At 32.9% G+C, this 25,976-nt stretch carries 19 protein-coding genes; 12 read left to right on the plus strand and 7 right to left on the minus strand.

Annotation, left to right across the window (positions count from 1 at the left end):
* Window positions 1–57 precede the first annotated feature (57 nt).
* Window positions 58–897: a hypothetical protein gene (locus tag SJY34_RS09865; protein ID WP_400075196.1), complete on the plus strand. Its 840-nt coding sequence runs from the start codon at window positions 58–60 to the stop codon at window positions 895–897.
* A 151-nt stretch (window positions 898–1,048) separates the two neighbouring features.
* Window positions 1,049–3,049, plus strand: coding sequence for a TonB-dependent receptor plug domain-containing protein (locus tag SJY34_RS09870; RefSeq protein WP_400075198.1), 2,001 nt, complete (start codon window positions 1,049–1,051; stop codon window positions 3,047–3,049).
* Between the two features lie 58 nt (window positions 3,050–3,107).
* On the opposite strand, the gene SJY34_RS09875 is transcribed toward SJY34_RS09870, so the two are convergent.
* Together SJY34_RS09875 and SJY34_RS09880 are read right to left on the minus strand one after the other, a co-directional pair.
* On the minus strand, window positions 3,108–3,458 hold the full coding sequence (locus tag SJY34_RS09875; RefSeq protein ID WP_400075200.1) for a hypothetical protein: 351 nt from the start codon (window positions 3,456–3,458) through the stop codon (window positions 3,108–3,110).
* Window positions 3,458–4,432: a polyprenyl synthetase family protein gene (locus SJY34_RS09880; RefSeq protein WP_400081365.1), complete on the minus strand. Its 975-nt coding sequence runs from the start codon at window positions 4,430–4,432 to the stop codon at window positions 3,458–3,460. The genes SJY34_RS09875 and SJY34_RS09880 overlap by 1 nt, the downstream gene beginning before the upstream one ends.
* Before the next feature lie 120 nt (window positions 4,433–4,552).
* Between SJY34_RS09880 and SJY34_RS09885 the strand changes: the two genes are divergently transcribed.
* From SJY34_RS09885 to SJY34_RS09920, 8 genes are all read left to right on the plus strand, one after another.
* Complete coding sequence (locus tag SJY34_RS09885) at window positions 4,553–5,158, plus strand: TetR/AcrR family transcriptional regulator (RefSeq protein ID WP_400075202.1); 606 nt, start codon at window positions 4,553–4,555, stop codon at window positions 5,156–5,158.
* Window positions 5,159–5,164: 6 nt separating this feature from the next.
* Window positions 5,165–6,490: a TolC family protein gene (locus SJY34_RS09890; RefSeq protein ID WP_400075204.1), complete on the plus strand. Its 1,326-nt coding sequence runs from the start codon at window positions 5,165–5,167 to the stop codon at window positions 6,488–6,490.
* A 10-nt stretch (window positions 6,491–6,500) separates the two neighbouring features.
* Window positions 6,501–7,682: an efflux RND transporter periplasmic adaptor subunit gene (locus SJY34_RS09895; protein WP_400075205.1), complete on the plus strand. Its 1,182-nt coding sequence runs from the start codon at window positions 6,501–6,503 to the stop codon at window positions 7,680–7,682.
* A 13-nt stretch (window positions 7,683–7,695) separates the two neighbouring features.
* Window positions 7,696–11,262 carry an efflux RND transporter permease subunit gene (locus SJY34_RS09900; protein WP_400075207.1) on the plus strand — a complete coding sequence of 1,189 codons (3,567 nt, stop codon included), beginning with the start codon at window positions 7,696–7,698 and terminating at the stop codon, window positions 11,260–11,262.
* A 159-nt stretch (window positions 11,263–11,421) separates the two neighbouring features.
* A complete protein-coding gene (gene aspS, locus SJY34_RS09905; protein WP_400075209.1) occupies window positions 11,422–13,176 on the plus strand; it encodes an aspartate--tRNA ligase in 1,755 nt (584 codons plus the stop codon).
* A gap of 46 nt (window positions 13,177–13,222) precedes the next feature.
* Window positions 13,223–15,010, plus strand: coding sequence for a chloride channel protein (locus SJY34_RS09910; protein WP_400075211.1), 1,788 nt, complete (start codon window positions 13,223–13,225; stop codon window positions 15,008–15,010).
* Complete coding sequence (locus SJY34_RS09915; protein ID WP_400075214.1) at window positions 15,010–15,255, plus strand: hypothetical protein; 246 nt, start codon at window positions 15,010–15,012, stop codon at window positions 15,253–15,255. The genes SJY34_RS09910 and SJY34_RS09915 overlap by 1 nt, the downstream gene beginning before the upstream one ends.
* A gap of 179 nt (window positions 15,256–15,434) precedes the next feature.
* Window positions 15,435–15,626 (plus strand): cold-shock protein, encoded by a 192-nt coding sequence (locus SJY34_RS09920; RefSeq protein WP_008269621.1) that lies wholly within the window; start codon window positions 15,435–15,437, stop codon window positions 15,624–15,626.
* Window positions 15,627–15,680: 54 nt separating this feature from the next.
* On the opposite strand, the gene SJY34_RS09925 is transcribed toward SJY34_RS09920, so the two are convergent.
* Together SJY34_RS09925 and SJY34_RS09930 are read right to left on the minus strand one after the other, a co-directional pair.
* Window positions 15,681–16,148 (minus strand): protease complex subunit PrcB family protein, encoded by a 468-nt coding sequence (locus SJY34_RS09925; RefSeq protein ID WP_400075216.1) that lies wholly within the window; start codon window positions 16,146–16,148, stop codon window positions 15,681–15,683.
* 11 nt (window positions 16,149–16,159) lie between these two features.
* Complete coding sequence (locus SJY34_RS09930) at window positions 16,160–16,609, minus strand: nucleoside deaminase (RefSeq protein WP_400075218.1); 450 nt, start codon at window positions 16,607–16,609, stop codon at window positions 16,160–16,162.
* Between the two features lie 65 nt (window positions 16,610–16,674).
* Here SJY34_RS09930 and SJY34_RS09935 point away from each other — a divergent pair, with 65 nt between their 5' ends.
* Window positions 16,675–18,465 carry a 1-deoxy-D-xylulose-5-phosphate synthase gene (locus tag SJY34_RS09935; protein ID WP_400075220.1) on the plus strand — a complete coding sequence of 597 codons (1,791 nt, stop codon included), beginning with the start codon at window positions 16,675–16,677 and terminating at the stop codon, window positions 18,463–18,465.
* Here the strand turns inward: SJY34_RS09935 and SJY34_RS09940 are convergent.
* The 3 genes from SJY34_RS09940 to SJY34_RS09950 form a co-directional block, all read right to left on the minus strand.
* Window positions 18,430–18,612 (minus strand): hypothetical protein, encoded by a 183-nt coding sequence (locus SJY34_RS09940; RefSeq protein WP_400075222.1) that lies wholly within the window; start codon window positions 18,610–18,612, stop codon window positions 18,430–18,432. The genes SJY34_RS09935 and SJY34_RS09940 overlap by 36 nt on opposite strands.
* Window positions 18,613–18,698: 86 nt before the next feature.
* Window positions 18,699–20,036 carry a deoxyguanosinetriphosphate triphosphohydrolase gene (locus SJY34_RS09945; RefSeq protein WP_400075224.1) on the minus strand — a complete coding sequence of 446 codons (1,338 nt, stop codon included), beginning with the start codon at window positions 20,034–20,036 and terminating at the stop codon, window positions 18,699–18,701.
* Between the two features lie 85 nt (window positions 20,037–20,121).
* Window positions 20,122–22,926 (minus strand): prolyl oligopeptidase family serine peptidase, encoded by a 2,805-nt coding sequence (locus tag SJY34_RS09950; RefSeq protein ID WP_400075226.1) that lies wholly within the window; start codon window positions 22,924–22,926, stop codon window positions 20,122–20,124.
* Between the two features lie 231 nt (window positions 22,927–23,157).
* Between SJY34_RS09950 and SJY34_RS09955 the strand changes: the two genes are divergently transcribed.
* On the plus strand, window positions 23,158–25,950 hold the full coding sequence (locus SJY34_RS09955; protein WP_400075228.1) for a TonB-dependent receptor domain-containing protein: 2,793 nt from the start codon (window positions 23,158–23,160) through the stop codon (window positions 25,948–25,950).
* The last annotated feature ends 26 nt before the right edge of the window (window positions 25,951–25,976 follow it).

Here is a 25,976-nt window from a genome sequence, read left to right on the forward strand (position 1 = left end):
TATAAAACACTCATAGAAAGGGAAATTATATCCAAATATTAAACAAACAAGAAAGAAATGAAACTTAAATTTATATTAGTGCTTTTAGCACTCGTATTCTCATGCTCTACAGACGATGATGACAATACTAATCCCGTAAACGAAGTCGAAGGTTTATTACTAATAAAAGAAATTGTAAACGGAGACCAAACCATAGAACTTTTTAATGAAAAAGGTATGTTTGAAACTGGCTACAACGACATCAGTATTCGTCTAAAAGATAATGCTACCGACACCTATTTCGAAGATGCAAGTTTATCATGGATGCCAATGATGCAAATGCCTACAATGCAACATTCCTGTCCTAAATCAGCAATTACAAAAGCGGATGGAAAAGACACGGTTTACACAGGCTTTATCATTTATCAAATGACTAATATGGACAGTTCTGGATGGTCTTTAACTATTGAATATACCATTGATGGTTTAGAGTATTCAGTCACAGATACAATAAATGTTATGCAATACGAAAATCAAAACGTAGCAAGCTTTATGGCTAGTGATGAAACCCGATATATTTTGGCATTAATTGAACCTAAAGACCCTAGTATTGCTATTAATGACATGAAAGTTGGTCTATTTAAAATGGAAAATATGATGACATTTCCTGTAGTTGAAGATTACACAATTGCTTTAGATCCTCGAATGCCAGGCATGGGAAATCACGGTTCACCAAACAACACGGACCTTACTTTTAATAGTGCTGATAATTTCTACTACGGCGATTTATCATTGACCATGACAGGCTACTGGAAACTGAACCTTAAACTAATGAACACTACTGACGATGTCTTAAAAGGTGAAGATGTTACTGAAGAAAATGATGCTAGTAGTTTATATCTAGAGTTAGAATTTTAATAAAAATTTAATCGTCTGTCACATCGAGCGTAGTCGAGATGTATTACATCTAACTATGCTGAATATGAAAGATTTAGCTACGCTGAATCTATAGATTTCTCGACTACGCTCGAAATGACAGTTGTTTGCGATTTAAACTCAATATTTAGCTATGCAGAAGCTAATCACATTAATGCTTTGTATACTCTTTTCAACACTAGGCTTTAGTCAAGAAAAGAAAATAGAGCAAAAAAAAGATACTACAAAACTAGAGGAAGTCGTTATTAAAACACGACGCAAATTAAGTAGTTATAGACAAGAGAAAACCTTATCTAGTATAGATGACTATTTAGAGAAGGCCAATAATGTCACCATGATAAAACGTGGTAACTACGCTTGGGAACCTACTATAAATAATATGGTTAGTGACCGCTTGGTAGTGACTATAGATGGTATGCAAATTTTTGGTGCCTGTACAGATAAAATGGACCCAATCACCTCTTATGTAGATGTATCAAATCTAGAAAAAGTAACTGTAGGCTCTGGACAAGAAGGTACAGAAAATGGCCATTGTGTAGGTGGAGGTATCGATTTGCAACTACCCACTTCAAAATTTAATGAATCTGGTCTAAAAACTAGTGCAGATTTAGGGTATGAAACTAACGGCAACTTTTTTGCTACTGGTTTAGATTTAGAATATGCTGGAAAGAAATTCTTTATTAGCGCAGATGGTATTTTTAGAACATCAGAAAACTATGATGCTGGCAACAATTTAGAAGTTTTGTATTCTCAATTTCAGAAGTATAATATCTCTTTACAATCTGGTTATAAATTTTCAAAAACTCATAATATAGATGCGAATATTATTTATGATAGAGCCACAGATGTTGGCTATCCTGCATTACCAATGGATGTCTCTTTGGCTGAAGCATTAATAACATCATTAACCCATTATTACAAGCCAGAAGATAAAGCTTTAAAAGCTCTTGAAACCAAATTGTATTTCAATACCATAACGCATATTATGGATGATAGTAAACGTCCAGATGTCCCAATCCGAATGGACATGCCTGGCTGGAGTGACACCTTTGGTTTTTACAGCAAAGCCGATGTTTTAAAAGGAAAACATCATTTTAAATTTAATCTTAATGGATTTTATAACAAATCTTTAGCTGAAATGACCATGTTTTCTAACAACCCGAACGAACCGGATATGTTTATGTACACATGGCCAGATATTAGAACCTTATATTCTGGTTTATTTGTAAAGGATAATTGGCATTTTGCTGACGGTAAATCATTATCGTCATCTGTGAGATTGGGTTATCATTCCAACAGAATAGCAAAAGAAGTTGGTGTAGAAAGTCTTCAGATATTTCATCCAGATATTGACGACCAACAAAACCGATTTTTAATAAGTTTAGCATCTTCTTATACTATAAAAAAGGAACATTCTAATATTGCTTTTGGTTTAGGTTATGGCGAACGTGCACCTTCCGTGAGTGAAGGTTATGGATTCTTCTTATTCAATAGTTTTGATAACTATGACTATATAGGAAACCCTAATTTAAAGAATGAAAAAGCGCTTGAAACAAATTTTAGTATTTCAAAAACTTATGATAAGTTCAAAATTGGTTTAGAATCTTCTTATTTCTATATCATGGATTACATTATTGGAGATATTGCCCAAAATGTAAGTTCTATGACCATTGGAGCAAACGGAGTCCGTGTGTATACTGCCTTAGATAATGCTTCTATTTTTGATGTGTATGTAAATAGTACTTATAACATTTCTGATAGTTTCTATGTAAACGGAACTGTAAGTTATAACTATGGAAAAGGAAGTAATGGCGAAAACTTACCATTAATTAGACCTTTTTCATACTTCGCAGAATTAAATTATAACAAACCCAAATTCAATATAGCCTTACAACTTGATGGTAACGGCAATCAAAGTAACTACAGCAGTTTTTATGGCGAAAATGAAACCGCTTCTTATGCTGTTTTAAATCTCAATTTAGGTAATGCATTTTATGGCGAAAAAGGAAGAACCATTTTAAAATACGGCATAGAAAATATTTTAGATGCTAAGTATTCTACTTATGCAGATTGGAATAATATACCAAGACAAGGGCGTAATTTTTATATCAATCTATCGTATATTTTTCCTTAAAAATTTGATTAGTGTTTGTTAAGAATAAAGGTGTAGAAAAGTGCTTACACCTCTATTTTTATTTAAATTTAGCTTTATACCAAACCTTTTGCCATTCGCGTTGTAGAATTAAAAAGGTAACATCTTCTGATAACTTTACTAGGTCTTCACCATCAAGAGAACGAATCTTTATTTCTGAAACATCTACTTGATAAAGTAAATTAAGATAGTCTGAAAATTTATTCTGAATAAGATGAAAAACGGTTTCTTGCAGTACTAATTTTAAACTTGTAGGTAGCGTTTCTTCGTCTAGTTCTAAGTCAATATTTGCGAATAATAAATCTTTATTTAACTGAATAATTAATTTTCTGTAAAGATTATATGAATTTGCTTCTGCAATTAAATCCTCAAAATTAGAAGGCAATGCCATTACACACGTCTATTCATTAATTGCTCACCAAATAATCTCAAAAGCTGCTTTTTATCCTCAGAAATATTTAAAGTTTCTAAAACAGAAAATGCCTTTTCCGTATAATCTTTTACTGCATTTTGAGTCGCTTCTGATGCACCAGAATTATTGAAGAGCACTTTTACAGATGCTACTTTATCATCATTAGAAATTGAATCGTTAGACATTTTTTCTAAGAGACTGTCCTTTTCTTGGTTAGAACCAAGCTCTATAGTTTTAAGATAGAGATACGTTTTTTTGTTTTCAAGAATATCACCACCAACCTGTTTTCCGAAGGTTTCGGGATTTCCAAACGCATCTAGATAATCATCTTGTAACTGAAACGCTATACCTAAATAACGACCAAAATCGTAAATCGCTTTTTGATCGTCTTTAGAGGCTTTAGCTACTATAGCCCCCATTTTCATGGCAGCACCAACCAAAACGGCTGTTTTGTATTCAATCATTTTGAGGTACTCTGGTATGGTAACATCGTTTCTGGTTTCAAAATCAATATCATATTGTTGTCCTTCACAGACTTCTAAAGCTGTTTTACTAAAAAGCTTTGCTAATGCCTGAAACGTATTTGGCTCATAGTTTTCAAATAGCTGATAAGCCAAAATCAACATAGCGTCACCTGATAGAATTCCTGTGTTTAAATCCCATTTTTCATGCACCGTTTGTTGTCCTCTTCGTAATGGTGCATCATCCATTATATCATCATGAATTAAAGAAAAATTATGAAACACTTCAACAGAAAGCGCAGCATTCATAGCCCTTTCTGCCTCCTCACCAAAAACCTCAGCACTCATTAAAGTTAAAACTGGTCTCAGACGTTTACCACCAAGTTTCAAAATATAATTTATAGGTTCATAAAGATTAATGGGCTCTTTATCAACTGCAAAATCTTTTAGATATTTTATAAAAGATTTCTGATAGACTTCAATGTTTTGCATAGCACAAAAATAATGCATTATACATATTTTAAACTAATGTTATCCGTGTTAAATAAATATTAAAACTTTGGAAACTTTTTTTGTTTTTAAAGTTTCCAAACGTATATTTGCACTTCAACTATGAGAGAACAAATTATACATAAATCAACTGAACTGTTTTTAAACCTTGGATTTAAGAGTGTGACAATGGATGACATTGCCAAAGAACTTGGCATTTCTAAGAAGACCATCTATGTTCATTTTCCTAATAAAACAAAACTTGTAGAAGTTACTACAATGCATTTATTTGAGATAATATCTCATGGCATTGATTGCATTTGTGCACTTGACAAAAATCCAATTGCAGAGCTATATGACATTAAGCGTTTTGTAATGGAACATCTTAAAGATGAAAAGTCTTCTCCTCAGTATCAGCTTAAAAAATACTACCCAAAAATATTTGCAACGCTTAAGCAAAAGCAATTTGAAGTTATGCATGAGTGCGTGCATGAAAACTTGAGTCGTGGTATTAAGCAAGGGCTTTATCGAGATACAATAAATACAGAGTTTATAACACGTATATACTTTAACTCTATGCTTGCAATAAAGGACACGGACTTATTCCCTTTAAAAATCTTTTCTATGAACATGTTATTAGACAACTACTTAGAATACCATTTAAGAGGTATTTGTAAAGATGAAGGAATAAAAATATTAAATCAATTTATAACAAAAAATCAATCATAATATAGAATGAAAAACCTATCAATTTTCATTTTTCTAATGTGTTTTAGTTTTGGGTTTTCTCAAGATGCACCAACTAGTTTCACTTTACAAGAAGCTATAGATTACGCTTTAGAAAATAATAGAACAGCTAAAAATGCGGCTCGCGATATTGATGCTGCAAAAAAGCAAAAATGGGAAACCATCGCTTCTGGTTTACCTCAAATAAATGGAAGTGTTCAATATCAAAATTTTATAAAGCAACAGTTTGACCAACCTGTAGATTTTGGTGAAGATGGTTTTATAGATTTTGGTGCACCGCAATCTGTTACAGCTGGTGCAACATTAACCCAAAAAGTATTTGACGGCTCTTATATTGTTGGCTTGCAATCGGCTAAAGTATTTTTAGAGATTTCTGAAAATGCCAAGGAGAAAACGGATTTAGAAATTAGAAAAGCAGTAATTAATGCTTATGGAAATGTTCTTCTATCTGAAGAAAGCATAAAAATCTTAGAAAGTAACATTAAGGTTTTAGAGAAAAATCTAAACGAGACCACAAAAATATACGAAAACGGACTTGAAGAAGAAGAAAGCGTAGAGCAACTTCAAATCACGCTGTCTAGTGTTAAAAACAATTTAGCCAACACACAACGATTAAAAGATCTAGCCTATAAAATGTTTAATATTACTTTAGGTTTAGACATTGACAATCCTAGTGAGTTATCTCAAAATCTAGAAGATTTAGCGCTTAATAATATTAAGCTAGACTTATTAAATTCTGAAAATTCTATACAAGAAACTATTGACTATAAAATTGCAGAAAATGATAAAATCTCAAATGAGCTTTTAGTTAAATTAGAACAAAGTAGAGCCTTACCAACGCTAAATGCTTTCTTTTCTGGTGCCTATTTAGCCAATAGAGAATCCTTTAATTTTTTAGACTTCAATAATCCTTGGGTTGGTATTGCATCATTTGGTCTCAATTTAGATATCCCAATATTTGGATCTGGATTAAAAGGTGCACGCACGCAACGTGCAAAAATTAATCTAGAAAAGGCTGAAAGCAATCTTACAGAGATTGAACAACAACTAAAACTACAAATTGCAAATGCTAAAAGCAACTATCAATTTGCTATTAAAAATTATCAAAACAAAAGAGATAACCTTGCTCTTGCAGAGCGAATAGAATCTAAAAACCAAACAAAATTCTTCGAAGGTATCGCCTCTAGTTTTGAGTTAAGACAAGCACAAACACAATTATATTCTGCACAACAAGAATTGTTACAAGCTATGCTAGATGTTATAAATAACAAAGCAGAGTTAGAAACCATTACCAATAAAATAACCAACTTTTAAAATTATCGTCATGAAAAAAATATATAGTTTAATCCTTGTAATATCAGTATTGGTCGCTTGTTCAGGAGAAAAAGCACAATCCATAGAAGAATTAATAGCTTCTGATAATACAGAGGCTATTCAAAAAAAGAAAGATGAATTAGTAAATGAGCAACAAGCACTCGTTGTTCAAATCAAACAACTCGACGAAAAGCTACAAAGTATTAGTCCAGACCGAAATGTACCTTTAATCACAGCATTTACGGCGAAAACTGAAGTGTTTAAACATTACCTAGAATTACAAGGTAGTGTAGAGACTAAGAAAAATATAGTTGTAACACCAGAAGTTGGTGGTATTATAACACGTATATATGTAAAAGAGGGTCAAAACGTAACAAAAGGACAACTACTAGCTACAATAGATGATGGTGGATTGAGCCAGCAAAAGGCACAATTAGAAATTCAGGCGGATTTAGCTAAAACTACATTTGAACGTCAAAAACGACTTTGGGATCAAAAAATAGGAAGTGAAATTCAATATTTACAAACTAAATCGCAATATGAAGGCTTACAAAAAAGTATAGCACAAATAAATCAGCAATTAGGCAAGAATAGTGTACGAGCACCATTCTCTGGAGTAATAGATGATGTTATTACAGAACAAGGCAACGTCGCTGCACCAGGACAAACGCAACTCATGCGATTGGTAAACCTTGGTGATATGTATATTAAAACAGATGTACCTGAGAGTTATATTACAAGTATTACTAAAGGTAAAAAAGTTGAAGTAATGTTCCCTGTTTTAGGTAAAACTCTTGAATCTGAAGTTAGACAAACAGGTAATTTTATCAATCCTGCTAACCGAACTTTTGATGTAGAAATAGCAGTACCTAATAAGGACAGATCGATTAAACCAAATCTTACAGCACGTTTAAAAATCAATGATTACATAAATGAAAAAGCAATTCTAATACCTCAAAGTATTATTTCTGAAAATGCTGAAGGCCAACAGTATGTTTATGTACTTGCAGACAAAAAAGATGATAAAGCTACTGCGAAACAACTGTTTATTAATACTGGTAAAACACAAGGCGATAAAATTGAAATCTTATCTGGTATAGATGATAATGCGGAAATTATTAAAGAAGGAGCTCGAAGTGTTAAAGACGGACAAGAAGTAAAAATCATTAGTAATAAAAATTCTAACGACTAAAAACAAACCACTAATGACCAGCAAAAAGAAAAAAAATAAAAAGAAAGTCGATAAAGAATTTGGCTTATCATCTTGGGCAATAAATAATAAGACCACTATGTATGTGGCTATTACATTAATTCTATACTTAGGTGTTTCTGCCTACTTTAGTATGCCTAGAGAGAATTTTCCTGAAATAAGAGAAACTAAAATCTATATCAGCTCATTATTTCCAGGGAATACAGCTGAAGATATAGAAAAACTGATTACTGATCCATTAGAGGATAAGCTCAAAAATGTAAGTAATGTTGTTGAGATTACTTCTACATCTCAAGAAGATTACTCTATGGTTATTGTAGAGTTTGATGAGGATGTTTCTGTTGATGCAGCAAAACAAAAAGTTAAAGACGAAATTGACTCTGAAACCTCTAGTGAAGATTGGCCAACATTTAATGGAGCAAAAGTAGAACCCAACGTTTTTGAGTTGAGTCTTTCTGAGGAGATGCCAATTCTAAATATTAATATCTCTGGTGATTACACCGTAGAACGATTAAAAGAATTTGGCGAATATCTTGAAGACGAAATCGAAGATTTACCTGAAATTAAAAAGGTAGATATTAGAGGTGCTCAAGAAAAAGAGGTTGAAGTCGCCGTAGATGTTTATAAGATGATGGCATCTAAAGTTAACTTTCAAGATATTACAGGAGCTATTAGTAATGGTAACATGACTATGTCTGCTGGTAATCTTATAACAAGTGGTCAAAGAAGAACTATAAGAATCATAGGTGAAATTGACAACCCTGAAGACTTAGAAAACTTTGTAGTTAAATCAGAAAATGATAATCCTATTTATTTAAAAGATATAGCTACTGTAACCTTTAGACCAAAGGATAAGACGACCTATGCTCGCGAATATATTCCTGAAACTGGTAAGAGTGATGCGGTTGTAATGTTAGATGTTAAAAAACGTTCTGGTAAAAACATGGTTGCCGCTGCTGAGAAAATTGAAAAAATTGTAGCAGACGCAAAGGCTAATGTTTTGCCAACAAATTTAAGAGTGACGACTACTAATGATCAATCTTCAAAAACTATTGGTCAAGTTGATGACTTAGTGAATAATATCATTTTCGGTATTATACTAGTAGTAACCGTTTTAATGTTCTTTTTAGGTTTTAAAAATGCACTTTTTGTAGGTTTTGCTATACCGATGTCTATGTTTATGTCTTTAATGATATTAAGTGCTCTGGGTTATACCATGAATACTATGATACTTTTCGGGTTAATTATGGGACTTGGTATGCTCGTCGATAATGGTATCGTGGTTGTTGAAAATGTTTATCGTCTTATGGAACAAGAGGGTCTTTCGCGCATTGAAGCTGCAAAAAAAGGTATTGGAGAAATTGCTTTTCCTATAATTATCTCAACAGCCACAACAGTTGCTGCTTTTATTCCTTTGGGTCTATGGCCAGGTTTAATGGGTCAGTTTATGATTTATTTCCCAATCACACTTTCGGTTGTATTAGGTTCATCGTTATTAGTGGCTATTTTCTTTAACTCTGTTTTAGTATCACAGTTTATGACAACAGAAGATAAAGACATGCCATTAAAAAATATTATTGCCATATCATTAATTTTAGGAGGCATAGGTTTACTCATTATGTTATTTGGAGGTTCTTACAGAGGTCTGGGTACATTGATGATTGTAACTGCAATATTACTTTGGATATATCGCTTAATTCTCAGAAAAGCTGCGAACCGATTCCAAACAAAAACACTAGTACGTTTCGAAAACTTTTATGAACGTGTACTTACAAATTCTCTTAAAGGTTGGAAACCTCAACTCATTGCCTTTGGAAGTCTTATCCTTTTCTTTTTAGCCTTTGGAAGTTTCGGAGCTTCTGTAGCAAGTCAACGAACAAAAATTGAATTTTTTCCAGATAATAAGCCTAATCAAATTATAGTCTATATAGAATATCCTGAAGGAACTGATATTGAAAAAACTAATAAAATAACCAATGAGATTGAAGCCAAAGTTTATGATATTCTTAATTCTGATGAATATATAGTAGACGGCCAAAATTTCTTAGTAGAAAGTTCTGTATCTCAAGTTGGTGAAGGAGCAGGTAATCCTCAAACTGATGGTGGTTCTGCCGCAGAAATGCCTCATAAAGGAAAAATTACCGCTTCAATGCGTGAGTATAAATTCCGTAAGGGAAAAGATAGTGAAGACTTACGTAAAAAAGTACAAGAAGCCTTAACAGGCATATATCCTGGTGTATTAATCTCAGTAGAAAAAGATGCCAACGGTCCACCAGCAGGTGCACCTGTAAACATAGAAATTGAAGGTGATGACTATAATGAATTAATCGACGTAGCAGAACGTATGCGTGAGTTTATTAATTCTAAAAACATCTCTGCAATAGACGAGCTTAAAATTGATGTTAACAAAGATAAACCAGGCATGCAAGTGCTTGTTGATAGAGAAAAGGCAGGTGAGCTCGGAGTAAGCACAGGACAAGTTGGTCAACAGTTACGTAACTCTCTATTTGGTGCTAAAGCTGGTATCTACAAAGAAGATGGTGATGACTATGATATTTATGTGCGTTTCAATGAAGATTTACGCTACAATAAGAGTGCGCTCTTCAATCAAAATATGGTATTTAGAGACCAAGCCTCTGGTAAGATTAAAGAAATACCAGTATCTACAGTTGCTAAGCAGAATAACAATTCTGGTTTTAGTGCTATTAAACATAAAGATACAAAACGTGTTGTAACGGTTTATTCTGCGCTTGCACCAGGTTATACTGATGCAGGTGCTGTGGTAAGTCAGATTCAAAATGAAATGAAAAATTTTAATGACTTACCTTCAGATGTGAAAATAGATTACACAGGTCAGATTGAAGAACAGAACAAGGAAATGGCTTTTTTAATGGGAGCTTTCTTTACTGGATTAGGTCTAATTTTCTTCATATTAATTTTCCAATTTAACTCGGTTTCAAAACCAGCAATTATTATGATTGCCATTTTCTTGAGTTTAATCGGTGTATTTGGAGGCATTGTAATTACAGGAGATTCGTTTGTGATTTTAATGACCATGATGGGCATAATATCCCTTGCTGGTATCGTTGTAAATAATGGCGTAGTACTACTCGATTATGCGCAATTATTAATTGATAGAAAGAAAAATGAACTTGATTTAGACACGTCTGAATATTTACCAAAAGATGAATTACTTGCTCAAATTATCAAAGCGGGTAAAGCACGTTTAAGACCTGTACTCTTAACAGCAATTACAACAATACTTGGATTAATTCCTTTAGCGATCGGATTAAATATTAACTTCTTTACTTTATTTAGTGAGTTTGATGCTAATATCTACTTTGGTGGAGACAATGTAATATTTTGGGGACCATTAGCTTGGACCGTTATTTATGGCTTATTTATAGCTACATTTTTAACACTAATAGTCGTTCCTGTTTTATTCTATTTAGCAACTACATTCAAAATGTATTTAAAGCGAAAGTTTGGTTCTTCAGAGCCTATTAAATCAGAAGAGTTAATTCCTCAGGCAGTATACAATATGGATAATAAAACAGATTAATTTATATAAAACCATAAGACAATAGCTTTTGATATAAAATCCTTATTTTAGAGAATTAGTGAAATTTTATTAAAAGCAAAAGAAGCCTCAGCAATTGTTGAGGCTTTTCATTTTTATAATCATTTAACTTCCTTAAATTTGCACGATTAAAATTCTAATATGTATAGAAGTCATAATTGTGGTGAACTAAGAGCTACACACGTTAATACAGAAGTTACACTTTCTGGTTGGGTTCAAGGAGTAAGAGATAAAGGATTTATGATATATATCGATTTACGAGATCGTTATGGTATCACGCAATTGTACTTTGATGAAGAGCGAACTGCAAAAGACATCATGGAAAAGGCGTCAAAATTAGGGCGTGAATTTGTAATTCAAGTAAAAGGAACTGTTATTGAACGTGCTTCTAAGAATCCTAATATCCCAACAGGAGATATTGAAGTATTAGTATCAGAATTAAATGTATTAAACGCGTCTTTAGTCCCACCTTTTACCATTGAAGATAAAACAGATGGCGGAGACGATTTACGTATGAAATATCGTTACATAGATATTCGCCGTAATCCAGTAAAAGAAAATCTAATCTTTAGAGCAAAAGTGACTCAAGCAGTCAGAAATTATTTATCTAACGAAGGTTTTATTGAAGTTGAAACACCTTATTTAATTAAGTCTACACCAGAAGGTGCACGCGATTTTGTAGTGCCTTCTCGTATGAATGAAGGTGAGTTTTATGCGCTTCCACAATCACCTCAAACCTTTAAGCAACTGCTTATGGTTGGTGGTATGGATAAATATTTTCAGATTGTAAAATGTTTCAGAGACGAAGATTTACGTGCAGATAGACAACCAGAATTTACACAAATAGATTGCGAAATGGCATTTGTGGAGCAAGAAGATATTTTAAATGCTTTTGAAGGCTTAACACGTCATTTATTAAAAGAAGTGAATGGTGTCGAAGTAGAAAAATTCCCAAGAATGCTATATGATGATGCGATGCGTTTATACGGAAACGATAAACCAGACATTCGTTTTGGTATGGAATTCGGTGAACTCAATGAAGTAGCGCAGCATAAAGATTTTAATGTCTTTAATTCGGCAGAATTAGTTGTTGGTATCGCTGTACCTGAAGGAAATAGTTATACGAGAAAAGAAATTGATAAACTCATCGACTGGGTAAAGCGTCCACAAGTCGGAGCTTTAGGAATGGTTTATTCAAGATGTAATGATGATGGTAGTTTTAAATCTTCGGTAGATAAGTTTTACGACCAAGAGGATTTAGCAAAATGGGCAGAAGTTACTGGAGCAAAACCTGGTGACTTAATTTGCGTACTTTCAGGAGAAACTAATAAAGTAAGGGCCCAATTAAGTGCCTTGCGTATGGAATTAGCGGAACGTTTAGGCTTAAGAGATCCTAAAGTATTTGCTCCACTTTGGGTTATTGATTTTCCATTATTAGAATTGGATGAAGAAACCGGTCATTATCATGCCATGCATCATCCATTTACGTCACCAAAACCTGGACAAATAGAGTTGTTAGATACCAAACCAGGAGAAGTTAAAGCAAATGCTTATGATTTGGTATTGAATGGTAATGAAATTGGAGGAGGCTCTATACGTATTCATGATAAAGCTACACAAGCTATTATGTTGAAGCACTTAGGTTTTTCTGAAGAAGAAGCCAGAGCACAATTTGGATTTTTAATGGATGCTTTTGAATATGGAGCTCCACCACATGGAGGTTTGGCGTTTGGCTTGGATAGGTTGGTTGCTATTTTAGGAGGGCAAGAAACTATTAGAGATTTTATTGCGTTCCCAAAAAATAACTCAGGACGAGACGTTATGATTGATGCACCTGCACCAATAGACGATGAACAACTTGCAGAATTAAATTTAAAATTGAACTTAAAATCATAAAAATTAAATCCTGCTTTTGGCAGGATTTTTTTATTAATTTTATACAATGTCTCTAAAATCTAAAAATCTATTTCGTAAGTTTTTAATTTGGAGATACAAACATATTTCTGAGCGTCAATTTATATACATACTAAGTATATTGGTTGGTTTTTTAGCAGGAATCGGAACAGTATTACTTAAAAACTTAACGCACTATATTCGTCTTCTTCTTGAATTAGATTTTTTTAAAGATTATAAGAATTCATTATACTTTATCTTTCCTATAATTGGATTAATCCTTGTTTATATTATAAAACAAACTTGGTTAAAAAAACATATTGGTCATGGGATTTCAACTACACTTTACGCCATTTCTAAATTAGGCGGTATTATCCCTAAATACAACATATATGCAGGTCTAATTACAGCACCTTTAACAGCAGGCTTTGGTGGATCTGTTGGGTTACAAGGACCAGCTGTGAGTATTGGTTCTGCCTTAGGTTCTAATGCTGCACGTTTTTTTCACATGAACCAAAAAACGCGTATGCTGTTAATTGGATGTGCGGCAGCAGGTGCCATGGCATCTATGTTTAAAGCTCCTATTGCCGCAATCATTTTCGCTGTAGAAATATTTAGTTTAGATATTGCTTTTACCTCATTAATACCTCTGCTATTGGCGTCGGTCTCTGCTGTTGTAACTTCTTATTTTTTCCTTGGAACAGATGTCTTACTTCGCTTCGAATTATTAGATAAATTTCAAATAAACGATATCGGCTTTTACATTATTTTAGCGCTCATAACGGGACTCGCCTCTGTATATTTTTCTAAAGTTTTTTTCGCGATCACAAACTTTTTTAAACAATTTCAAAGTCGTGCAAAACGCTTATTAATTGGTGGATTAGCGATAGGCACGATACTTTACATTATTCCTGCATTATATGGTGAAGGTTATGGCATTATGAATAACCTACTAAAAGGTGACCATGTAGCTGCCATTGGGAAAACCCCTTTTAATTTTGATTTATCAAACATTTGGATTGTAATTGGCTTACTTCTAGGTATTGCAGTTTTTAAAGCTATAGCTATGACAACTACATTTGGCGCAGGTGGAGTTGGTGGTGTTTTTATACCTACCCTTGTTATGGGAAGTGTTTTGGGCAACGCATTTGCCAAAATTATAAATAATATCGGATTAGATTTTAGTGTTTCCGAATCTAATTTCACACTTATAGGCATGACAGGTTTAATGGCTGGTGTTTTGCACGCCCCTTTAACTGCAATCTTCTTAATAGCTGAAATTACTGGTGGCTATGAACTTTTTGTTCCATTAATGCTGGTTTCTGCAATATCGTTCTCTATCACAAAATATTACATCTCACATTCTATTTACACATTAAAACTTGCCCAACGTGGAGAATTAATGACACATGATAAAGATAAAAACGTGCTAATGTTAATGAACATTGACAAAATTATTGAGACCGACTTTATTATATTAAAACCTGAAATGAAACTTCGTGATATACTAAAAAATGCTGTCGCAAAATCATCTAGAAATCATTTTCCTGTAGTTGATAATGAGAATAGATTTCTTGGAGTTATTCGTTTGGATGACATTAGACATATAATGTTCGATTCAGATCTTTACGATAAAGTAGACGCTTCTAGTTTAATGCGTGGAAGTAGAGATATTATTACCTATGAAAAAGATTCAATGAATGTGATTATGGATAAATTTAAAAAGAGCGGTATTTGGAATTTACCTGTAATAAAGGATAATAAATATTATGGTTTTGTTTCAAAATCAAAATTATTAACGGCCTATCGACGCGAATTAATTAATTTTACATCCTAATGAAACTTATACACATCATAACTCTTATTGCTTTCTTGGCTTCAATAGCAAGCATTATTTGCGGATTTCTTTTGGATGTTGAATATGCTCAAAAACTCATTGGTTTCGGTGTTCTAGGTTTATTTTTAGTGGTTTTTCCTCTATTTTCATATTATCGTTGGAAAGGAAAAGACGTTAAGGATTATATGCTTACCAAGGAAAACCTCGATAAAATGAGAGAAAATCAGAAAAAGAACAAGATTTAATTTCAAAATACAATTTTAAAAAAAGACGTCGGCAATCCCTTTATTAACAGTGTTTCTCGCACAAGAAAAGAAATTAATTTTAACTCATTAATTATCAATATTTTAAAATAAAACAATTTATTAACATTGGCGTTGATTAAAATATTATCTTTGCACTTTAATTTTTATTTATATTTATAATGACTGGAACAGTTAAATTTTTTAATGATTCAAAAGGATTTGGATTCATTACCAACGAAGAAACAGGAAAAGACATCTTTGTACATGTATCAAACCTTAATGGCGTAGAATTACGCGAAGGTGACAACGTAGAGTACACAGAAGAAGAAGGAAGAAAAGGAATGGTAGCTGCAAACGTGCAGGTACTATAAGTATATATCTTATAAGTTTCAGCGCTCAACCTATGGTTGGGCGTTTTTTTTGTTCTAATTTTTGTCTGTTAAGAAAATTATTGGCAAATCACTTTTAACAATCTTAGCTATATAATAGGGCTGTGTCATTAGACTTGTTGCCATTCCCGCTGGCGAATTACGACTCACTTCAACCTCTACATTTTCAGAATTCGACTTAATATCTAATTCTAAACTGTGACCACCAGATGTTTTTACGTTATCAAAAACAGCTATAACTGTATATTTAGAAAAATCGATTTTTGATTCAGAAAAACCATCAGATACTTTATTTATACTGTTCATTTTTGCCATCAAATCTTGCCAATTACTTTGGTTTGTAATTACGGTATTTTGCTTTTCAATACCTTCTTCACCTGAGCCATAAAGATTGCCTTTAGCTATTAAAGTAATATCCTCTTTATTCATCTTTTCTTGACTTTGAGTTGATTTACAATTTAATGCTAATAGTAGTACTAGTATTGCGAAAGTCTTATTTATCATAATATCAGATTTTAATTCAAATTACGCTTTTCAATAAAAAAACGCTTCAATAATGCCGAAGCTTCTTCTGCTAAAATCCCACTAACAACTTCCGTTTTAGGATGCAATGTCGCACCTAAAGTTTTATAACCTCTTTGTGTATCTGAAGCTGCATAAACTATTTTAGAAATCTGACTCCAATACAATGCACCAGCACACATTTGGCAAGGCTCTAAAGTGACATATAAGGTACATTTATTCAAATACTTTCCACCCAAAAAATTAGCTGCAGACGTAATGGCTTGCATCTCTGCATGTGCAGTAACATCATTTAATAATTCGGTAAGATTGTGCGTTCTAGCAATGATTCTATCTTCTACAACTATAACAGCACCAACTGGTATTTCTCCTTTTTCAAAAGCTACCTCCGCTTCCTGAAGTGCTTTTCTCATAAAGTATGTATCGTCAAATGGGTTTATCATGGTTGTAAAAATACGATTCTATTTCAATAAAAAATACAATTGCAAATTGGTACATTTGTATTTAGATGAAAAAGCTTCTAAAACATATCAACCTGCCAAAAGATTTACGTCAACTCAAAGCAGAAGATCTACCTCAACTCGCTAAAGAGTTGCGTGACTTTATCATCAATATTGTTGCGACTAAAGAAGGACATTTAGGTGCAAGTCTTGGTGTTGTAGAATTGACTATTGCTTTACATTATGTGTTTAATACTCCTGATGATTTATTGATTTGGGATGTTGGTCATCAAGCTTATGGTCACAAAATATTAACTGGTAGAAAAAACATTTTTGATACTAATAGACGACTCAATGGCATAAGCGGTTTCCCAAAACGAAGCGAAAGTGAGTATGACGCTTTTGGAGTTGGGCATTCGTCAACCTCAATATCTGCGGCTTTAGGAATGGCAATCGCATCACAACTAAAAGGAGAAGATAAACATCATATTGCTGTGATTGGAGATGCATCCATTGCCAGCGGAATGGCTTTTGAAGGTTTAAACCATGCAGGAGTCACAGATGCTAATTTACTAGTCATTCTTAACGATAATGCCATTGGTATCGACCCAAGTGTTGGAGCATTAAAACAATATTTAACCAATGTAAAGAAAGGTACAGAGAAGCAAGACAATATTTTTGAAGCTTTAAATTTTAATTATTCTGGTCCTGTGGACGGTCATAATTTACCCTTATTAATTTCGGAATTAGAACGTCTAAAATCAGTAAAAGGTCCAAAGTTTTTACATGTAATTACTACGAAAGGTAAAGGTCTTAAACAGGCTGAATTAAACCAAGTAAAATATCATGCTCCTGGAAAATTTAATGCAGACACAGGTGAACTTATTGCAAAATCTAGCTCTAGTCAACCACCAAAATATCAAGATGTATTTGGTGAAACTATTGTAGAGTTGGCTTTACAAAATGAAAAAATTATTGGTATCACTCCTGCCATGCCAACTGGTAGTTCTTTAAAATATATGATGGAAGTAGTTCCAGAGCGTGCTTTTGATGTCGGAATTGCAGAACAACATGCCGTTACCTTAGCTGCTGGTATGGCAACGCAAGGTTTAATTCCGTTTTGCAACATTTATTCTACATTTTTACAACGTGCTTATGACCAAGTCATACATGATGTTGCATTACAGAAACTACCTGTTATCTTTTGTTTAGATAGAGCTGGGTTGGTTGGTGAAGATGGTGCCACGCATCATGGAGTATTTGATTTAGCATATTTAAATTGTGTTCCTAATTTGGTGATTTTCGCACCGAAAGATGCTATTGCACTGAGAAATATAATGTACACCGTTCAATTAGGAATTAATTTTCCTATTGCTATCCGTTATCCACGTGGAAGAGGTCATTTACTAGATTGGAAGCAACCTTTTGAAAAAATTGAAATAGGAAAAGGGAAATGTCTTAAAAAAGGTCGTCGAATTGCGATTTTGAGCATTGGAACAATAGCTAAGACTATTGAAGATGCGATTACTTCCATAGAGCAAAAAGATGATATTGGGTATTATGATATGCAATTTGTAAAACCTCTAGATGAAGAATTATTGCATGAGATATTCAAAAACTACGAAGGTATAATTACTATTGAAAATGGAACAATAGTTGGTGGGTTTGGACATTCTATATTAGCATTTGCCAATACAAATAATTACAAGTGCAATATTAAAATTTTAGGAATTGATGATCAATTTATAGAACACGGTACAGTAGACCAATTAATGCAAATGCAAAAATTAGACGCTCAATCTATAAAAAATGAAATTGAAAATTTATTCGTCTTCCTCGACACCGTCAACAATAGCTAGATCTGATTGATCTTCAACTTGTTCTACTTCAACCTTTTGATAAGTAGAAGATAATACTTCATTCGTACTAGAAATATCATCGATCATTAACAGGCAAGTTACAACTACAAAGAATATAACTAAGCCACCTAGTATATTATTTTTCATAAGTAGGGTTATTTAAAGTTTAATAGCATAGCAAATAAAAACATTATATCGTTAAAAAACAAATTTATTCGATAAAATGTATAATATTATAAGATATTGCCTTTCAGCTTTTTATATAGGAGCATGGCATTTGTGTCTGATAATTTTGATATATAAAGACAAATAGACAGCACGTTTTGGTACAAAGTATCTGTAGTTAATTTTACTGTTTCTGGCAAAACGTTCAATAATAATTGATCATAATTAGAGAGATTATCTTCAAAATAATTAAACGCCATTTTTCCATAAGCATTGAGTAACTGATTCAATATTTCATAACCAGCAATTTCTTTGCTAATCACCTCTTTAGATTGATAAACGTTGTTTACACTTATATCAATAATATCTTTAATTTGAGCTTTATACTGACTCACGTCTAGTAAAGCGGTTTCAAATTGACCTGCTAAAATTTTATCTTCATTTTTCATGAATATTGAAGCTGCTTCGTCAATCAGTGTTCCAATAGCCAAAGCACGTAAATAACTGACACGATCTTCAGTGGTTTTTAATTCAGAATATTTCGTTTTATTAATGTTCTTTACCAAAGTGATTAAATACTCTAAAGCGTATTCTTCCTGTATAAGCCCAAGGTTAATACCATCTTCAAAATCAATAATGGTGTAACAAATATCATCTGCAGCTTCAACTAAAAACGCTAATGGGTGTCTTTGATAACTTAAATAGTCATCACTGCGTTTGGTTAAACCTAATTCGGAAGCTACTTCACCAAACATTTGCTTTTCGCTTTGAAAAAAGCCATATTTTTTATCTACAATATGATTCGTAGGTTTCTTTGGCAATGATTCTTTGGGGTATTTCATAAAAGCACCTAAAGTTGCATAACTCAATCGCAACCCTCCTTCTCTACCTTGTCTACTCTCAGTAAGAATTTTGAAACCATTAGCATTTCCTTCAAAATCACATAAATCTTGATATTCTTTATCCGTTAGGTGTTTTTTAAATTGTGCTCCGTCACCAGATTTAAAGTAAGCTCCTATCGCTTTTTCACCAGAATGCCCAAAAGGCGGGTTTCCAATATCGTGAGCTAATGCAGCAGCTGCAACTATAGCTCCAAAATCATTCATTTTATAACCATGGACGTTTTCTAGATGTGGATGTTTTTTAAGTAATAGTTGGCCAACTTTTCGACCTAAAGACCTCCCAACAACACTAACTTCTAAACTATGAGTTAAACGCGTATGAACAAAATCTGTTTTAGATAATGGTACAACCTGAGTCTTATCTTGAAGACTTCTAAATTCTGAAGAAAAAATAATTCGGTCGTAATCTACCTCAAAACCCAAACGGGTTTCATCTTGTTCTTTTCTTAGTCTCTTATTGGTATCGCCGTAGCGTTTTAATGATAATAATTGTTCCCAGTTCATCCATTTATGATAAAGCACGAATATAAGTATTCTGACTAAAAAAAAGTCTTTGAGTAAGTCTTAATGTATCAAAGATTTCAACAATTTAGTCTTTTCTTTCCGAGGTTAATTCATAACCTTGATTTATACCTTTTTCAATAGCTGGCACTCCACTTTTCATCCATACTGGCATAGGATCTCCTTTTAAATAATAATCAAAAAATTGTGCCAACCTAATATTAAAATCTTTCCTGTTTTGAAGTTTAAGCGGCCAATGAGGCTCGTCATTATAGTTTAAAAACCAAGATGGTTTTTGCAAACGACGTAGCGACATAAAGAGTTCTATACCTTGATACCATGGCACATGTCCATCTGCATCATTATGCATTATAAGCAATGGTGTATTTACTTTGTCGATATTAAAAATTGGTGAATTTTCTACGTAACGCTGCGGGTACTCCCAAGGTGTTCCGCCAATTCTACTTTGCGTATGCTCATACTGAAACTGACGACTAAGGCCAGTCCACCAACGAATACCACCATAAGCACTTATCATATTAGGTACAGGAGCACCAGCTTCAGCGGCTTTAAAAATATCTGTTTTTGTAACCAAATAAGCTATCTGATAACCTCCCCAACTATGTCCTTGAACTCCAATATTATCTTTATCAATAAATCCTTTTTCAATAAGAGATGTTACACCTGGTATGACACAATTGTATGCACTTTCACCAGGATAACCATTGCGATACCGAACATCTGGATTAAAAATCACATAACCACGACTGGTATAAAAACTATAATTAATTGTAGATCTTCCTGGATTTGGGGCTATGTGACGATTTAATCTATCTGAACTTCGCTCATAAAAATTCACAACCATGGGATATTTTTTATTTGGATCAAAATCTTCAGGTTTTATAAGCATCCCTGTTAATTCAATACCATCTAAAGACGTCCAGTTGACTAACTCCGCTGTTCCCCAATTATAATCTTTTTGCTGTGGATTGGTATTAGAAATAACTTTTTCTTTTTTGAAATTTAAATTGGCATATCTTATTTCTGGGTATTCAGTGAAGGATTCGCGCGTGTAAATAACGTTATTTCCATTTTGTGCTTTTTGGACACGTCCATAACCATAAGGGCCATAAATTAGAGGTTTTAACTCTCCACTTTTCACTTTCAATTCGGCAAAACCAGAGTCCTTTGTATCTTCATTAAATACGGATAATATCCATTTACCCTTAGAGTCCATAAATCGTTCTTCGTCATCTAATTGCACATATCTATATCTTGTTTTTTTAGCCCTTCCATTTGTTAGCTTTGTAGATTCTCCTGTATCAGGATTAAACTTCCAGAGGTCATATCTATCATAAAGAATTACATTTTTATCATCTTCTGTCCAACCAGCAACACCATACGAAGATGGATGTCTTGGCGAATCATTTAACTCATTGTAAAATACTTTTCCTTTAGTAAGTTGTGTTGTTTTAGAGGAATTTAAATTTACTGCAACCCATGTACTATCTTTAAGATTATAACCGAATGCATAGCTTCCTTTTGGACTTAAACGTAAATTGCCCGAAAACCCTTTAGCTACAGCTTTTACTGAACCCGAATTTACATTTACAACTGCATAATCTTGACGCGTTCGTCCTTCCCACTGTTGTTCTATCTCGTAAGGCAAGTTTGTATTTACAAGCGAGAATTGCGCATTACCTTCATCACCAAGTCTGGCATTAGGAAAATCGGTATTTCCTAATTGAATCAGCTTATTTGTTTTAAGGTCTAAAGCGGTGAGATAAGACTTTTTTCTATCATTTTCTAGCTGAAGCTCTTGGATGGTATATAACGTAGGTTCGTTATAGGTCCATACTTCAACATTAACAATTTCATCTTTAATAAGCGTCGTATCTTGTACAATTGGAGGTGTTGCAAGTCCGAAATAAAGTTTAGATTCGTCTTTAGAAAAATTAATATCACCATCAGAAGATACACGATAGCCCTTAGGAGCAGAAGATGCATCTAACTGCTTTGTCGCCAAAGGTTCACCTTTTCTCCAAAGGTATAGTTCATTTGGTCTCACTTGGGCTTTAGTTGTATCTGTATCTACAACAAATGCCATATTTTTTCCTGTTTCACTAAAACTAAGGTTATAGTATTTTGCTTTTTTAGAATTATAAATTTTGGTTGTTTTGTTTTCTTCTAGATTCAACACATATACTCCACCATCTGTTTCAAAATCTTTACCTGTAGTTGCATAAGTTAGCAGCTTTCCTTCTTTAGCAAATTGATAATCTGTAACAAATTTAATGGTGTCCTCTTTTCCTGAAATAAGTTCTCGAATCACAAGATGATAACCATTATCTTTACTTACCTTTTTAACTTTCTTCTTTTTGGTTTTAGGCTCTTTTTCAGAAACTGAAGCGCTATCCTCTTTTTTAACTTTCGACTTTACTTCCTCTAAAGTATAAGCTAGATGAGTTGACCACTTTTCCGGTATTTTATAAGACTTAACATTAGCTATTTTTATTACTGCTTTTGTATCTAAATCGAAGACACCCAAACTATCCTTAGGCATATCCTCTTTTTTAGTTTTGATTCTCTTCAATTCTACAATACTATCTTTCCAAGATTTAACTGTAAATACCGCATACTTTCCATTATGGGTAAATTGCCCTCTTTCTGACCTTTCATGTTCAAAAACAAGATTTCCATTTGGTGACTTAATTCTCAAATGACTGTCTTTTTCACCTTTAACAGTATGATACATTATAAAATCACCTTCAGATGAAATAGAACTAGTACGAATAGCATTCCATATTTCAAAATCTTTATGATCTAATATTTTCTTTTGAGCAGATAACGACAGGCTAATAAAGGCAACTACGAGAATGACATAATATTTCATACGAAATGGATTAATTAAGTGGAATAAAGATATATAAATTGACAAACAATTACTCACAAAAGTATTACGAAAAACCGCTATACCTATGTTATGTAATTGTTTCCTTAATGTCAATTGGCTTAATGTTAAGCTAACAATCAACTAACCTTTTCATCACAAATAGTTAATTTTTGTATAACCTAAAAACAAGAATATGGCAGTTTCTTTGCACCGTCGATATTAAAACAACTAATGAGAAGATTACAATTACTATTCATTTTATTTATTTCAGCAATCTCTTTTGCTCAAAATACAGGTTCGATTTCAGGAAAGCTTACTGATAAGGAATATAATAATGAACCACTTCCTTTTGCCAATGTATTAATAAAGGGAACTGCGACAGGAACAACTTCTGACATAGATGGTATGTATTTATTTGAAGATTTAGAAGTAGGTTCATATACTATAGTATTTAGTTTTGTTGGATACGAAACTCAAGAAATAGTAGTAAATATAGAAGCCAATAAAATTACAACATTAAATGTAGCCATGGGAGCTAGTGCTGCCACTTTAGACACTGTTGTATTGGAAACTGTAACAAGAACAAAAGAAAGCGAAGTTGCAATTTTATTAGAACAAAAGAAAGCAGCAACCACACAAACTAAAATAGGTGCTGTAGAACTCTCTAAAAAAGGAGTTGGTGATGTTGCAACTGGATTAACTAAAGCCGCAGGTATCTCTAAAGAGAGTGACAAACTTTACGTTAGAGGTCTAGGAGACAGATATAATACGGCCTACTTAAATGGATTACCAATTCCGTCATTAAATCCTAAATTAAAATTATTAGATCTAGGTATTTTCCCTACTAAAATTGTAGAAAATCTAGGTATATTCAAAGCTTATTCTTCACATCTATATGGTGATTTTGCAGGTGCAAGTGTAGATATTAATACTAAGGATAGTCCTGGGAAAAAATTATTAGAAATTGGTTTTGGATCTGGTGTGAATACAACAGCAATCTCCAATGATTTCTTTCTATTAGATGGAGGTAAATATGATTTTTATGGCCTAGATGATGGTTCTAGATTTGCAACACCTTTGTTAAATATTCCTAATTATACTTATAATAGTAATGATGTTGAGTATTACCCTTTTGATACAGGTTTTAATCCAGAACAACGTTTAGATGGACCAAATGTAAACGCTAATATTTTAGCTGGTCATAGTTTTAATACAGGTGATTCTAGTAAGTTAGATTTATTGTTATCTGCTTCTTTTAGTAATGGCCATGAATCTACAATAAATGGTTTTGAAACTGTATTGAACAACCAAGGTGAATTAGACCAAGGTTCATTTGCATTTAACTACGATAGATATAAATATACAACTAATACTACGGTTTTAGGAAGTGCATCTTTTAAGTGGAACTCTAATAACAATATTACCTCTACAACATTATTTGTTAATGACACTGAAGATGAATTAAGAGAATTTTCGGGTGTCTCTGGTGAAAATACAGAGTTGAATACTTATGTAAGACGTGGCACTTTTCAACAAAACAATTTATTTACGCAACAAATAACTGGTAATCATAAATTTGAAGACGGTAAATATGAAATTAATTATGGTGGAGCTTATAACAAAGCTTTAGGTTATGTGCCAGATAGACGTCAGTTATTCTTTTCTGAACGCCAGGATGGATCTATCGTTTTAGGAAACTTTAGAAATACTAATGATAGTGATAACCAACGTTTTTATCAGGAATTGAATGAGGATGATTTCTCAACAAATGTCTCTTTTGATATTAATCTTTCTAAAGATGAAGACGATATTTTTAAAAATAAGTTAACCATAGGTATTAACACTAGAAACAAAGAACGTGATTTTGAAGCTAAGCAAATTAACTACATTTTCGATGCAAACAATACAGTTGTTGAATTAAATAATCCAGATGCGTTCTTAAATGAGCAGAATCTTCTAAATGATGTTTACAATGTAATAGAAGTAACACGTCCTCAAAATGCTTATGAAGCAGACTTAAGTACGTTTGCGAGTTTTGCACTTTTTAAATGGAAAGTTTCAGAGAAAGTATTGATTAATTCGGGTCTTAGAGTTGAGGATTTTGAACAAAATGTGTTTTATAAAGATCCTGTAACTAGTGGTTCTTCTATAGGTACTATCGACGAACTTTTTGTACTACCTAGTTTAGATGTTAAGTATACGCTTAACGAAAAAACCAACCTGCGTATTGCTGCAAGTAAAACGGTAACACTTCCGTTGTTTACGGAAACAGCACCATTCTTAGATGAAGATGTTAATGAGTTTACGATTGGTAATCCCGATCTTAAGAACTCTGATAATTATAACTTCGATATTAAGTATGAGTTCTTCCCAAGAAACGGAGAAGTGTTTTCTGTAACTGCTTTTGGAAAATATCTAGACCAGCCTATAGAAAAAATAAGAATTGCATCTGCAAACAACAATAACTCTTTTGTTAATTCCGATAACGCTCAGATATTTGGTGGTGAAATAGAATACAGACAACAGTTAAATAATATATTTACTAATGAAGACGATGAAAGTACATTAAGCAACTTGTCTTTAGGGTTAAATGCTACTGTGATGTACACTAAGGTAGTGATTGACCCAACAGTAACAGTCTTAAACGCAGCTATTGCACCAACAAATTTAGAACGTAAACTACAAGGTGCATCACCTTATATTTTTAACGCTGATATTAATTTTTCAAAAGAAATAGGAAAGCATAATATCTCTACTACTCTAGATTTTAATTACTTCGGAGATAGAATATATTCTGCTGGTGGTAATGGTGTCGGAGATATTTTTGAAAAAGGTTTTGGAACATTAAACTTTAACTTTAAAGACACATTTAACGAGCACTGGGAAATTGGTTTATCTGCCAAAAACTTACTTAATCCGACGATAGATCGTTACCAAGACCAAGAAGATATCAATCAAGAACTTACAGTAAGTTCATACCAAATAGGTTCAAATATAAGCCTAGGATTTACATATAAATTTTAATCAAAAAACCAAACACAAAATCAAAA

It is taken from the genome of Winogradskyella sp. R77965 (assembly GCF_044594915.1).
In the GTDB taxonomy this organism is placed as follows: domain Bacteria; phylum Bacteroidota; class Bacteroidia; order Flavobacteriales; family Flavobacteriaceae; genus Winogradskyella.

Excerpts from the sequence above, each read along its gene's own strand:
- SJY34_RS09865 (WP_400075196.1), top strand. The coding sequence starts at position 58 with ATGAAACTTAAATTTATATTAGTGCTTTTAGCACTCGTATTCTCATGC.
- SJY34_RS09870 (WP_400075198.1), top strand. The coding sequence starts at position 1,049 with ATGCAGAAGCTAATCACATTAATGCTTTGTATACTCTTTTCAACACTA.
- SJY34_RS09875 (WP_400075200.1), bottom strand. The coding sequence starts at position 3,458 with ATGGCATTGCCTTCTAATTTTGAGGATTTAATTGCAGAAGCAAATTCA.
- SJY34_RS09880 (WP_400081365.1), bottom strand. The coding sequence starts at position 4,432 with ATGCAAAACATTGAAGTCTATCAGAAATCTTTTATAAAATATCTAAAA.
- SJY34_RS09885 (WP_400075202.1), top strand. The coding sequence starts at position 4,553 with ATGAGAGAACAAATTATACATAAATCAACTGAACTGTTTTTAAACCTT.
- SJY34_RS09890 (WP_400075204.1), top strand. The coding sequence starts at position 5,165 with ATGAAAAACCTATCAATTTTCATTTTTCTAATGTGTTTTAGTTTTGGG.
- SJY34_RS09895 (WP_400075205.1), top strand. The coding sequence starts at position 6,501 with ATGAAAAAAATATATAGTTTAATCCTTGTAATATCAGTATTGGTCGCT.
- SJY34_RS09900 (WP_400075207.1), top strand. The coding sequence starts at position 7,696 with ATGACCAGCAAAAAGAAAAAAAATAAAAAGAAAGTCGATAAAGAATTT.
- aspS (WP_400075209.1), top strand. The coding sequence starts at position 11,422 with ATGTATAGAAGTCATAATTGTGGTGAACTAAGAGCTACACACGTTAAT.
- SJY34_RS09910 (WP_400075211.1), top strand. The coding sequence starts at position 13,223 with ATGTCTCTAAAATCTAAAAATCTATTTCGTAAGTTTTTAATTTGGAGA.
- SJY34_RS09915 (WP_400075214.1), top strand. The coding sequence starts at position 15,010 with ATGAAACTTATACACATCATAACTCTTATTGCTTTCTTGGCTTCAATA.
- SJY34_RS09920 (WP_008269621.1), top strand. The coding sequence starts at position 15,435 with ATGACTGGAACAGTTAAATTTTTTAATGATTCAAAAGGATTTGGATTC.
- SJY34_RS09925 (WP_400075216.1), bottom strand. The coding sequence starts at position 16,148 with ATGATAAATAAGACTTTCGCAATACTAGTACTACTATTAGCATTAAAT.
- SJY34_RS09930 (WP_400075218.1), bottom strand. The coding sequence starts at position 16,609 with ATGATAAACCCATTTGACGATACATACTTTATGAGAAAAGCACTTCAG.
- SJY34_RS09935 (WP_400075220.1), top strand. The coding sequence starts at position 16,675 with ATGAAAAAGCTTCTAAAACATATCAACCTGCCAAAAGATTTACGTCAA.
- SJY34_RS09940 (WP_400075222.1), bottom strand. The coding sequence starts at position 18,612 with ATGAAAAATAATATACTAGGTGGCTTAGTTATATTCTTTGTAGTTGTA.
- SJY34_RS09945 (WP_400075224.1), bottom strand. The coding sequence starts at position 20,036 with ATGAACTGGGAACAATTATTATCATTAAAACGCTACGGCGATACCAAT.
- SJY34_RS09950 (WP_400075226.1), bottom strand. The coding sequence starts at position 22,926 with ATGAAATATTATGTCATTCTCGTAGTTGCCTTTATTAGCCTGTCGTTA.
- SJY34_RS09955 (WP_400075228.1), top strand. The coding sequence starts at position 23,158 with ATGAGAAGATTACAATTACTATTCATTTTATTTATTTCAGCAATCTCT.